This is a genomic window from Oscillatoria sp. HE19RPO, assembly GCF_024220515.1.
In the GTDB taxonomy this organism is placed as follows: domain Bacteria; phylum Cyanobacteriota; class Cyanobacteriia; order Cyanobacteriales; family Laspinemataceae; genus Laspinema.
The window spans coordinates 1-12420 of record NZ_JAMXOT010000031.1; the positions used below are offsets into that span (position 1 = coordinate 1).

The 12420-nt window shown below is 47.5% G+C and carries 9 protein-coding genes and 1 CRISPR repeat array; of the genes, 4 read left to right on the forward strand and 5 right to left on the reverse strand.

What is annotated here, in order from left to right:
• The first annotated feature begins 266 nt into the window (after positions 1–266).
• On the forward strand, positions 267–656 hold the full coding sequence (locus tag NG833_RS03450) for a nuclease A inhibitor family protein (RefSeq protein WP_254563935.1): 390 nt from the start codon (positions 267–269) through the stop codon (positions 654–656).
• Positions 657–696: 40 nt separating this feature from the next.
• Here NG833_RS03450 and NG833_RS03455 read toward each other — a convergent pair whose 3' ends face one another.
• Positions 697–1530, reverse strand: coding sequence for a DNA/RNA non-specific endonuclease (locus tag NG833_RS03455; RefSeq protein ID WP_254563936.1), 834 nt, complete (start codon positions 1528–1530; stop codon positions 697–699).
• A 175-nt stretch (positions 1531–1705) separates the two neighbouring features.
• On the opposite strand from NG833_RS03455, the gene NG833_RS03460 reads away from it, so the two are divergent.
• From NG833_RS03460 to NG833_RS03470, 3 genes are all read left to right on the forward strand, one after another.
• Positions 1706–3142 (forward strand): folate/biopterin family MFS transporter, encoded by a 1437-nt coding sequence (locus NG833_RS03460; protein WP_254563937.1) that lies wholly within the window; start codon positions 1706–1708, stop codon positions 3140–3142.
• A gap of 291 nt (positions 3143–3433) precedes the next feature.
• The gene (locus tag NG833_RS03465; protein WP_254563938.1) at positions 3434–4930 is read left to right on the forward strand and encodes a carotenoid oxygenase family protein; all 1497 of its coding nucleotides are present in this window, start codon (positions 3434–3436) and stop codon (positions 4928–4930) included.
• A gap of 169 nt (positions 4931–5099) precedes the next feature.
• The gene (locus NG833_RS03470; protein ID WP_254563939.1) at positions 5100–5642 is read left to right on the forward strand and encodes a DUF2231 domain-containing protein; all 543 of its coding nucleotides are present in this window, start codon (positions 5100–5102) and stop codon (positions 5640–5642) included.
• A 104-nt stretch (positions 5643–5746) separates the two neighbouring features.
• A CRISPR array of direct repeats spans positions 5747–8689; the repeat unit is 37 nt; unit sequence GTTTCAATCCCTGAAAGGGATTAGAGGTCATTGGGAC.
• 255 nt (positions 8690–8944) lie between these two features.
• Here NG833_RS03470 and cas2 read toward each other — a convergent pair.
• The 4 genes from cas2 to cas6 form a co-directional block, all read right to left on the reverse strand.
• Positions 8945–9220: a CRISPR-associated endonuclease Cas2 gene (gene cas2, locus NG833_RS03475; RefSeq protein WP_368006319.1), complete on the reverse strand. Its 276-nt coding sequence runs from the start codon at positions 9218–9220 to the stop codon at positions 8945–8947.
• A gap of 81 nt (positions 9221–9301) precedes the next feature.
• Positions 9302–10306, reverse strand: a complete 1005-nt coding sequence (gene cas1d / locus NG833_RS03480; RefSeq protein ID WP_254563940.1) for a type I-D CRISPR-associated endonuclease Cas1d — start codon at positions 10304–10306, stop codon at positions 9302–9304.
• A gap of 368 nt (positions 10307–10674) precedes the next feature.
• On the reverse strand, positions 10675–11268 hold the full coding sequence (cas4, locus tag NG833_RS03485; RefSeq protein WP_254563941.1) for a CRISPR-associated protein Cas4: 594 nt from the start codon (positions 11266–11268) through the stop codon (positions 10675–10677).
• Between the two features lie 138 nt (positions 11269–11406).
• Complete coding sequence (cas6, locus tag NG833_RS03490; protein WP_254563942.1) at positions 11407–12234, reverse strand: CRISPR-associated endoribonuclease Cas6; 828 nt, start codon at positions 12232–12234, stop codon at positions 11407–11409.
• Between the last annotated feature and the right edge of the window lie 186 nt (positions 12235–12420).

Consider the following 12420-nt stretch of genomic DNA (forward strand, 5'->3'; position numbering starts at 1 on the left):
CGCAAGCATTGCGCCCCTACAAGAAATAACGATTTTTCGTTATTAAATTTACCTCTTGTAGGGGCGCTTCGAGAAGCGCCCCTGGGGCGCAAGCATTGCGCCCCTACAAGAAATAACGATTTTTCGTTATTAAATTTACCACCTTGACAGGGCGAGGTTTCTTATTCCCCCCTCCCCTCGCAGGGGAGGGGGGTTAGGGGGGAGAGGTCCCTCTTGACAAATCCCACCCTCTACCTTCAACAAATCCCCTTAAAAAAAACAAAGTAATGACCCAATCAATCACCGAAAAACTGGCAAACCTAACTCAAGATTTGCTCTGGATGAGTGAAGCAGATTATCCCTGGGAAGTCGTCTCCTATGATTGTTCTAATGTCACCCCAGAGCAACTCTTAGAACAGAGTAATCTCCCCTCAAATACCTCCGTTGAAACCGTGACAATCGAGCGTTTTTTTGCCCCAGCCCTCCGGGAACAGTCCTGGCACAACGAAGAGGAACAAGCAACCCGAAACCGTTTTCAACAGTTATTTGATTTTCTCAATGAGCAATTGAATGACTTAATCGTTTATCGCCTCAAAGAGGTGGAAATTGATGTTTATGTGTTGGGAACCGTTGAAGATAAAACCGTAGGACTCAAGACAACTATTGTAGAAACTTAACCCCATCAGGACAAGGCAGTGCCTTGTCCTTTGCTAATCATTAAAGATTGTCTACCCGACTCTCGATCGCCTCTTGAATCCCTGCTGGCAGATTAGATAAGAAATCATATCCGGTTGCCGCTTCCAACACATCGATGGAAACTCGATAATCCCGCCATGCTGTATTTGCTACCCGTTGCGTATTGGGCATTCGGATGGCGATCGCCCGCGTATCTGCTGTAATGTCCCTCAATCCACTGCCGGGGCGATCGAGAACCAGGATAATCTTCCAAGTATAGCGCGGGACCGTGACTCGACCATTGGCGATCGCCCTGCCCCTTCCTTCCGGTCCCGCAATAATATACAACTCCTTCCCTTCCTCTACCAACTTGCGGGAATACTGCTCCAATTCATTCCACACTTCCCGATTATTCGCCGGAGATTGGGGAATCATATTCGTCATCACAAATGTAGAAGAATTGTCCTCAACCGATGCCGTGCGATCGCCCGAAGGCACCAAATGCCCGCGATCGTATCCACTCCCCCGATAATCCGTCGCCCTCACCTGATAAAACCCTTCCGGCAACGATTCATCCGGTCTAAAATCATCTTGGCGGTCCGCCCTCCCCAACCAGGATGAATTCAACTGCCAACTCGCCCAATTGGCCGTCCCCAGACTGCGATTATAGGACAACACATATTGCGGCTTTTCCATCAAATAATTATCCGCATTCCCCGGGTCCCAAGTTGCATTACTCGGATTCCCCAACAGCAGATGGCTTTCCAAACCCGTCGGTGGTCCCCATAACCAAGGACAACCCGCCAAAATAATAGCCAACCCACAGGCGATCGCCGCCAACAAAACCTGCCGAAATCCGGAATTACGATTAGACATCCCATCAACCCCCAAACAGATCTCCACCCATTCTACGCCCCTCTCCCTTCATCTCCCCCCATCCCTCCGTGAAAATCCGTGAAATCTGTGGTTACCTCCCTCCCCAGAAGTAGCCAGCCCTGCAAAAATAAAGTTATGCTATAAATTATTGAGAAATATTAAGAAAATAAGCCCCATGCTAACTTCCCCGACGAATGGAGCCAAACTCAAAAACTTAATAAAGGAGAAACTCTTATTCGGGAACGAGCCTACCCCTGAACTGGTTGCCATTTTGCTCGTGTACTTCGTGCAAGGCATCCTAGGGTTAGCGCGGTTAGCCGTCAGTTTCTTCCTAAAAGACGAACTGGGGCTAAGTCCTGCCGAAGTTTCAGCCTTAATGGGGATTGCCGCCTTACCCTGGATTGTCAAACCCCTGTTCGGCTTTATGTCCGATGGGTTGCCAATTTTTGGGTATCGCCGACGACCCTATCTCATCCTGTCGGGGATATTCGGTGCAGTCGCCTGGATTGGCATGGCAACAGTGGTGAACACCGGATGGCAAGCGACAGCCTTAATGTTACTGAGTTCTCTGTCTGTTGCCGTTAGCGACGTGATTGTAGATTCCCTCGTCGTCGAACGAGCGAGAAACGAGTCTTTAAGTCATGCCGGGTCCCTGCAATCCTTGTGTTGGGGTTCCTCGGCACTCGGAGGATTGATTACCGCCTATTTAAGCGGTTCCCTCTTGGAACATTTCAGCACCCAAACCGTATTTTTAATGACGGCAACCTTTCCTCCCATCGTCTCGGCAGTCTCCTGGTTGATTGCCGAGGAACGAGTGGGGGAGGATGTGACTGGGTTGGTGCAAGTCAAAGAACAAGTGAGTCAACTCAAACGGGCGATCGCTCAAAAAGCGATTTGGTTACCCACTGCCTTCCTATTTATCTGGCAGGCAACCCCATCGAGTGATTCCGCCTTCTTTTACTTCACCACCAACGAACTGGGATTTCACCCCGAATTTTTAGGGAAAGTGCGACTCGTCACCAGTTTGGCATCCTTAGTGGGGATTTGGCTGTTCCAACGCTTTTTTAAAACCATTCCCTTCCGGCGAATCTTTTGGTGGTCCACCCTGCTATCGGCGACATTAGGGATGACAACCTTGTTACTGGTGACCCATGCCAACCGGGCGATCGGTATCGATGACCATTGGTTTAGCATCGGCGATAGCTTAATCCTCACCGTTATGGGACAAATCGCCTATATGCCAGTCCTAGTCCTCGCCGCCAGACTGTGCCCCCCAGGAGTCGAAGCCACCTTATTCGCCCTATTAATGTCCGTCACCAACCTAGCGGGACTGCTGTCATACGAAGAAGGTGCATTGCTGATGCATCTGTTAGAAGTGACAGAAACCAACTTTGACAAACTCTGGCTATTAGTGGTGATTACCAACCTCACCACCCTGTTACCGTTAATCTTCATTAAATGGCTACCAGACGGTGATGCTGGAGACAATCCATCTACCTTTTCCGACGAGAACCGGCAGTATGAAGATATGTCGAGATTAAGTCCGGATCATGCAGGGGCGATCGAACCCTTACAACCCGAACAAGTCCCCGAACTAGAACCCTCTGCTTAATTTCTTAACACCCAAAATTAACCCATGTACTCCCCAGTTCGTAGTAACGACTTCAGTCGTTATCTTTCTTAGTTCGTAGTAACGACTTCAGTCGTTATCTTTCTTAGTTCGTAGTAACGACTTCAGTCGTTATCTTCTCTTAAGTTCAACGTCACGACTTCAGTCGTTTCCGGATTGTTCGTAGTAACGACTTCACTCGTTTCCGGATTAATTCCCCCTACAAACATTACCCCAAACCACCACAACTAACATTAACCCACCCAAAAATCACCCGAAATTCCTCTCAACCTCATGCAACTCCAAAACCGTCAACCCCAAAACCTCTCCTCCAACCAATCCTATACTCGCCAAGACTGGCAAAAAGGCTACGAATCCCAACCTAGGGAATTTGACTACTGGATTGAAGACATCGAAGGAGAAATCCCCCCCGAACTCCAAGGCACCTTCTTTAAAAACGGTCCCGGACTCCTCGATATTAACGGCGAATCCATCCATCACCCCTTCGATGGCGATGGCATGATCTGCAAAATTGCCATCAATAAAGGACGCGCCCACTTTAGCAACCGCTTCGTCCAAACCGAAGGCTATCTCGCCGAACAAAAAGCCGGAAAAATCCTCTATCGCGGCGTCTTCGGCACTCAAAAACCCGGGGGATGGTTAGCCAATATCTTTAACTTCAACATTAAAAATATTGCCAATACCAACGTCATTTATTGGGGAAACAAACTCCTCGCCTTGTGGGAAGCCGCCCAACCCCATCGCCTCGACCCTCATACCCTAGAAACCCTAGGATTAGACACCATTCAAGGCACATTAAACCCGGGAGATGCCTTCGCCGCTCATCCCCGCATTGACCCCCATTCTCAACAAGATGGCGGTGCACCTTGCCTGGTCAATTTTGCCGTTAAACCCGGCCCTTCAAGCACCATCACCATTTATGAACTCAACCCCACCGGGGAAGTGGTGCGACAACATTCTCACAGTATTCCTGGGTTTGCCTTCCTCCATGACATGGTAATCACCCCGAATTACTGTATCTTTTTCCAAAATCCCGTCCGGTTTAATCCATTACCTTTTCTATTGGGATGGCGCAGTCCCGGTCAATGTATCGACTTTAATCCCCATGAAAAAACCCAAATCATTTTAATTCCTCGGGATGGGAAATCAGCAGTCAAAATCATTGAAACCGAACCTTGCTTTGTTTTCCATCATGCCAATGCTTGGGAAGAAAACGGGGAAATCTTTATCGATTCCATCTGTTATGACTCATTCCCCTCTACTGACCCCGATGGAGATTTTCGCGAGGTTGATTTTGATACCGTTCCTGCGGGTCAGTTGTGGCGATTTCAGGTGAATTTAGAAACTGAAACGGTGCAGCATCAGGTCATAGAAACCCGATGCTGTGAGTTTCCTTCCCTGCATCCAGAGCAAGTAGGCCGACCCAATCGTTATTTGTATATCGGGACTGCCCATGCATCCCAGGGAAATGCCCCCTTGCAGGCGGTGTTAAAACTGGACTTTCAAACCCAAACCCAACAGATTTGGAGTGCCGCCCCGCGCGGTTTTGCTGGGGAACCCGTGTTCGTTCCGCGTCCTGGGGGAACCCGGGAAGATGATGGATGGTTGCTGGTGCTGATGTATGATGCGGCACACCATCGTTCTGATTTGGTGATATTAGATGCGGAAGATTTGACCCGAGGACCGACTGCCCGATTGCACCTCAAACATCATGTTCCTTATGGATTGCATGGGAGTTTTACCCCAGAATGGTTCGGTCCAAAGGGATAAAATTATTCCCTTTGGAGGGGATTAAATCTGCCATTAGGTGGATTTAAGGTGAGGGGAAGAGGACTTACAACTAAGGCAGCTTAAATTAGGAGCGAATACGGGTGAGCCAAGCATCGCCTAGAGTATTCGCTCCTAATTTGTTAAAAAGTGGCTGTTAACAAAAGAGATTATGGAAACAAGCGAAAGAAGAATATCCCCTTATCCGAATATTCCTCCGGTGATTGAAACCAAAGATGAAGAGTATTTGGATTCCGGTGTGACCAGTAAACTATCCATTGCCGGTCATCCGATCCACCCCGTGATTGTCACCATGCCGATCGGGTTACTGATTTCTGCTTTAATTAGCGATGTGGTGTATTTGGGAACAACCGATTTATTTTGGGCCAAAGCGTCATTTTGGCTGATTGTCGGAGGAATCATCAGTGGAGTCGCTGCGGGTCTCACAGGAATGTTTGATTTCGTAAAAATCAAACGAGTCCGGGCTCGCAGCGCCGGATGGATTCACATGATTGGCAATATTGGCGTGCTGCTGCTGAGTATCATCAATATGTGGACGCGACTAGGAGACCCTGCTGCACCAATTTTACCGTGGGGATTGGTTCTTTCACTGATTGTAGCCAGCCTATTGGGAGTAACCGGGTGGTTCGGAGGCGAACTCACATTCCGGCACAAAGTAGGCATCATCGGAGCAGGTCCCGAGAATTTACCCTAATTCAGGGAAACGTGAGAAATAGCACCGGGGCGATCGCAGTCTGAGAAGAGGGATATGGAGGAATTTGGAGGCGATCGGTCCGGTGTTTTCATGTCATCCCATAAGTTTCAATCCCTGAAAGGGATTAGAGGTCATTGGGACCTGACGGTTATTAATCTCTTCCCTAAGCACGAAAACTTCGGTTTCAATCCCTGAAAGGGATTAGAGGTCATTGGGACCTTTCAGAAAGCGGTCAACTTCTTTAGAATTAGTCTGTTTCAATCCCTGAAAGGGATTAGAGGTCATTGGGACTAACTTCTGTGATATCTTTTTGAGAAGGGTACTCAGTTTCAATCCCTGAAAGGGATTAGAGGTCATTGGGACACAGACCCGAATGTGATTACCGAATTGGTGCAGTTTGTTTCAATCCCTGAAAGGGATTAGAGGTCATTGGGACCCGTGCAATCTTCTATCGTGTTGCCGGTAACAGAGTTTCAATCCCTGAAAGGGATTAGAGGTCATTGGGACCGAAGAAACAAAATTCTTCACCGAGTGGATGATGGGTTTCAATCCCTGAAAGGGATTAGAGGTCATTGGGACGCTGAGGCGATAATTCTTGCCACCGATTTACAGCGGTTTCAATCCCTGAAAGGGATTAGAGGTCATTGGGACGAGCAACCGGAGGGCGATCAAGATTCTCTCCTCGATGTTTCAATCCCTGAAAGGGATTAGAGGTCATTGGGACGTAACCTCTTCCCAAGTCGGCCATCTAGTTGCCTGGTTTCAATCCCTGAAAGGGATTAGAGGTCATTGGGACTGTTGCTGCGAAAGCCAAGTTTGAAATTGAGAATCCAGTTTCAATCCCTGAAAGGGATTAGAGGTCATTGGGACCAGATGTCCTAGCTTCCTCCCGGTTTACATCGCTTGGTTTCAATCCCTGAAAGGGATTAGAGGTCATTGGGACCATTCATTGTTGGTTAATTGAATAGACGGATTGGGTTTCAATCCCTGAAAGGGATTAGAGGTCATTGGGACAAAGTCTAAGGCAAATTCAACCCAGGGAATACAGGTTTCAATCCCTGAAAGGGATTAGAGGTCATTGGGACGCGATGTTAGGGTGACCCCAGGCAGGGATTCTGTTTCAATCCCTGAAAGGGATTAGAGGTCATTGGGACCCTTCATAAAGCCGAAGCACAGGTAAAGGCACGTTACGTTTCAATCCCTGAAAGGGATTAGAGGTCATTGGGACCTGATACCATGTAAAAAATCTAAAGCCATTTAGAAAGTTTCAATCCCTGAAAGGGATTAGAGGTCATTGGGACTTGCAAGCAGCATTAGCGGGAGTTGTGCAAACAGTGTTTCAATCCCTGAAAGGGATTAGAGGTCATTGGGACTTGTGCTATGGCCCGCTACAATGGCGGGCTTTATGTTGTTTCAATCCCTGAAAGGGATTAGAGGTCATTGGGACTCTCTCCAGTATCCAAGTAATTGCCAAAATCATTAGTTTCAATCCCTGAAAGGGATTAGAGGTCATTGGGACGACTAGATTTACCTGGGAAGCCGCCTTTAGCTAGGCTGTTTCAATCCCTGAAAGGGATTAGAGGTCATTGGGACTCTGTGGTGCTTCCCCGTACTCATCCTCTGATTCCTGTTTCAATCCCTGAAAGGGATTAGAGGTCATTGGGACCCGGGATTCAGCCTAAAAAGCGTTAATCATCCGTTTCAATCCCTGAAAGGGATTAGAGGTCATTGGGACGTATTCAATGCCGACGATATCCAATACTTCCTGGGGAATGTTTCAATCCCTGAAAGGGATTAGAGGTCATTGGGACCTCAATAAATCGCCCAATGCTAGAGGTTATTAGGTCTAGGTTTCAATCCCTGAAAGGGATTAGAGGTCATTGGGACCATAGTGAATCAAATTGAGTATGTCGAGTTTCCAGTTTCAATCCCTGAAAGGGATTAGAGGTCATTGGGACGTTGATGTTCACCACAGACGCGCAACTCATCATCGTTTCAATCCCTGAAAGGGATTAGAGGTCATTGGGACTTGTCAACTACTCCTGATTGATGGCCGGATAGGGCAGGGTTTCAATCCCTGAAAGGGATTAGAGGTCATTGGGACAATTTTCTTTGTAAGGGAAAGTAGGATTAGCAGAGTTTCAATCCCTGAAAGGGATTAGAGGTCATTGGGACTTTTACCACTATTTCTCCCTTGCTGGCTTTAGACGAGTTTCAATCCCTGAAAGGGATTAGAGGTCATTGGGACAGCCGAAGAAGTTTCTCTGTACGGACTAAAAGTAATCGTTTCAATCCCTGAAAGGGATTAGAGGTCATTGGGACGTGGAGGATGTAATTTATCTTGACCCGAATTTCCCGTTTCAATCCCTGAAAGGGATTAGAGGTCATTGGGACTAAACCCATATTTCACGAGCGTTTGGGAACTTTATAGTTTCAATCCCTGAAAGGGATTAGAGGTCATTGGGACATTGTGTAACTATTGTCTGGGTTACCAGAGAGGAATAGTTTCAATCCCTGAAAGGGATTAGAGGTCATTGGGACAACTAATCAATTAGGAGAATCCGCTTATGTATTGGGTTTCAATCCCTGAAAGGGATTAGAGGTCATTGGGACCCAAGCCTCCGTCTGCTTCCCTTAATTTGGCCTGTTTCAATCCCTGAAAGGGATTAGAGGTCATTGGGACGCCGAGGGAAAACAGAAGGCAAGAAAACGGAAGCGTTTCAATCCCTGAAAGGGATTAGAGGTCATTGGGACTGGAATGGGAGCAATTCCTCAATTACATAAAGATGTTTCAATCCCTGAAAGGGATTAGAGGTCATTGGGACTTTTGCTCAGGCAGTCACCGCCTTGGGGTACATCCCCGTTTCAATCCCTGAAAGGGATTAGAGGTCATTGGGACTTCGTTCATTGGGATTTCTGTTCTCATCTCCCCGGAGTTTCAATCCCTGAAAGGGATTAGAGGTCATTGGGACCTGTTCCGCACGAACAGGACGATGAGTGGGATGCAGAAGTTTCAATCCCTGAAAGGGATTAGAGGTCATTGGGACGGCCCGTGGTTGAAACCCTTGGTATATGCAGTTTTCAAGGTGCATTTGCGCGAACCTAGATTAAAGATACCATTACAGCCGCCAACTTGTAAATAGGTCAAATTCATTTTCCTCTCAAATCATTGCTCCATATAGCTTTCAGGATTTGCGCGAACCGGCTGGAAGGGGGAAAAGCACTTAACGCCTTATCCCGTCGGGATTTCAGCCCCAAATTTTGCCCCCTTCTTTTTTACAGCTAGGGGTTCGCGCTGAATCTTAGGCAAAAAAGATAGTCGAGTCCCTCGGTTCTACTCCCCCGATGCGTTCTATTTTACCTTGGCAGCAGGCGCAGAGGAAGAAAAATCGAATATTGTCCTCATCGGGTTTGATTTGTTTACTCAGGCGCATCCGCAGTCTCTGGTACTGAGTCTGGTTCAAATCGCACTCAAACATCGAAAATTGCACCCATTGTCCATAGGACTTGAGAATATTGTGAATTTTCGTGCGTCGTTTGTCCTCGGAAATATCGTAAGCAATCACAACATACATCATCCTTCTCCCAACTGTTCTGCAAATTCACCCCAATCCCTCCTCATGAACCGGCAGTTGCGCCAATTCCCAGGGAGGGGACGATTATTTCAACACCAAGGGCGGATATTGGTCGATTTCTTCCATCAAATACTTCGCCATCAGTCGTCCTTGAATTTCAAAGGATTCCTGATAGGTACATTTTTTCCCCATCACGGGGTGGGTGAAATCCGACTGTTTTTTCTGTTCATAGAGTCGCAGAAAGGTTCGCAAGGCTTCTGGAGTCAAAGAGACGGCATTGCTAATCGGTTCCGTGGTAAATTCCGCTGGAGTAATGATGTGCTTATTAATCGCATTCAACACCATCGCATCGACCACAATTGGGCGAAATTCTTCCATCAAATCTAGGGCTAAAGACGGGCGTCCATAGCGTTCAACGTGCAGATATCCGAGATAGGGGTCAAATCCCACAATATTCACTGCACTCTGGATATCATGGCTGAGTAAAGAATAGCCTAAACTGAGCAGAGCATTCACCGGGTCCGTGGGAGGACGACGGCGACGGGCTTCAAAGCTGAACCCTTCGCTCCGAATTAAGGCATCAAAACATTGGAAATAGGCAGCACTTCCAGCCCCTTCTAATCCGCGCAAGGAATCAATAGTGGCGGTTGATGTTAGGGAAGAAAGAATCTGTTTCAGGCGGTCCGTTGCGGTTTGGAAATTCACATCGGTTCGTTCTCGCTGTTTGCGTAACAAAGCAGTCCGATAGTTCTTGAGTTTCCCCCGAATAAACCCGCGCACCAAATGCAGGGATTTCTCCGTTTCTCCCGCTGCTTGCCATTGGGCTTTGCGGACAAAAATATTCTTAGTCAGTTCCGGTTCTAATCGTCCTAAATATCGTCCCGTTGTGGTTAAAAAACTCAAGGGAATATGGCGATTGAGCAGTTCCGTCACCACTGCGGGGGAAACAGTAGCCCGTCCCATAATTACCACCCCTTCGATATTAATTAACGGCACATCCAGCAATTTTTGCTTGTTAGCCCGAATATTTAACCGCTCATCAGTTTTGCCAATAAAACAGTCATCTTGAGTAATATAAACCGTTCCCACAATTTTCTCCTAATTTCAATCTAAGAACTTGAACCCACACCCTAAAGGGTGGGGCTATACGGACGAAGCCTGCCTTCGCAGGCTCATTGAAAAAGGTTTCTCAATTCTCCCTAATCCACCTCCGGTCCCCTCCCCTTGCCAAGGGGAGGGTTAGGGTGGGGTCCTCCGTCGATTGTCCCAAAATCCACCTCCGGTCCCCTCCCCTTGGCAAGGGGAGGGTTAGGGTGGGGTCCTCCGGCGCAAAGAACCAGAAAAAGCCTTCTGAATTCTCCCTAATCCACCTCCGGTCCCCTCCCCTTGGCAAGGGGAGGGTTAGGGTGGGGTCCTCCGGCTCAAGGAACCAGAAAAAGGCTTCATAATTGACCCAATTAACTCGCTTCTTGATAGCCTTTAACTTTGTCCGCCGCTTGAGGCAAACATTGGCGAAATAAACTACAACCACGACAACGTTTGGTATAGATAGGGGGTGGCATGGTTCCAGTTTGGAGGAGGTTAGAAATAGCTTCTAAAGTTGCGATCGCCTCCTGTCGCAACTCCTCCGTAATCTCCACTGCTTGCCGTCGCCGAGTTTGGGCATAATACACATACCCGCGCTCAATGGTTTTCCCCATCATTTCCTCTAAACATAAGGCTTGAGCGCAAACTTGTAACTCATCATTATCCCATTTTCCTTTCTTTCCCCGCTTATATTCAATCGGATAAACTTCCCCCTCCACGGATTCAATTAAATCCGCCTTGCCAATCAGTTGATACCGTTCCGACTTCAACCAAATCGCCCGAACTTGCCAGACTTCCTCCCGATTTCCCTCTCCCAGGGTATGCACCCGTTCATGTAAATCGGTTCCTTCCAAGGTGTAGTGATTGTCCCGAAATTCCCCCGCACAAAACATCCGCCAACAGCGATGGGGACAATAAGCATATTGATTGAGTGCAGCAATGGTAATGTAATCAGAATTGTTCATGAGTTTAATTTGTGGATAGGCGATCTGGCGCTTCCCGAAGCGCCCCTACATTGGGTTGAAACGGCCTGTAGCGGCGCTTCGAGAAGCGCCCGATCGTTATTTAAAAATCCGTCGGTTGTTGCTGGCGATCGCCTCCAATCAAGACCCATTTAATCGCCGAATCATCCCCATCCCCATCGGCGTTTTCCGTCCCGCACCACTGTAGAGGGCAAAATCGGCTAAAACATTAATATCCTTGATAATTTGCGGCGAAGCCTCCCCTAAAATCGAATATCCCATTCCCCCCACACAGCCAATAAACTTACTCCGTTTATCGCTAATAATCTCCGAGTGAATATTCACATAAGTGGGAAAAACGTACTCCGTCAAAGACTCAGCCAGGGGAATTTGACTATATTTATTCCAACGGTGCAGCAAACTATTAAATAAACATTCTCGGGTTGGCAAACAGGAATCATATTGACCCTGGCGAAAAGCCGTCGGCGTACAGAAAACCATCTCAATTTTCCGTTGACTATCCGATGCCTGTTCATATAACTCCTCATAACTGCAAAAATTCGCCCAAGGCTGAGTTACCTGTGGGGTCCCCAAAATCCGAGTGATCTGCAAATTTGCCGCCCCTAAATGCCAAGGTTGTTCTGGATTCAGATTTAACCAAAGCTGCATCAAGTTGTTAAATAAACCATCATCTAACAGAGAAACCCGCCACCAACAACCCATCCCCTTGGGAATGGATTTATTGTGCTGCCATTGCAACAAGTGACCGGCATTTTGCGAGGAATAGCTGATTTGCAGGGGACTGAGGGTAAAGGCTTTTTCACTCTTCTGTTCATGTAAAAAGGTCGCCAATTCTGGGTTAACGGAATTAATGAGGGTTAGAAATAGAGCATGGAGATGTCTACCCGTGAGGAATTGCGGGTAAATTGGGGAGGTGGGAACTAGGTTGATGATGAGACTATGGGGCATTTTTAATCCTTACTTTTGAGATTAGGGCGAATATTATCTTTCAGAAGAGAGGGAAGTTTAACGATTTTAGAGGAAAATTATTCAGCCTAATTTAGGGGATTGCAAAATATAAATCCTCCAAACGTTCAACTGAAAGGTAGGTAGGTGTAGGGGCGCAATGCTTGCGCCCCAGGGCGCAAGCATTGC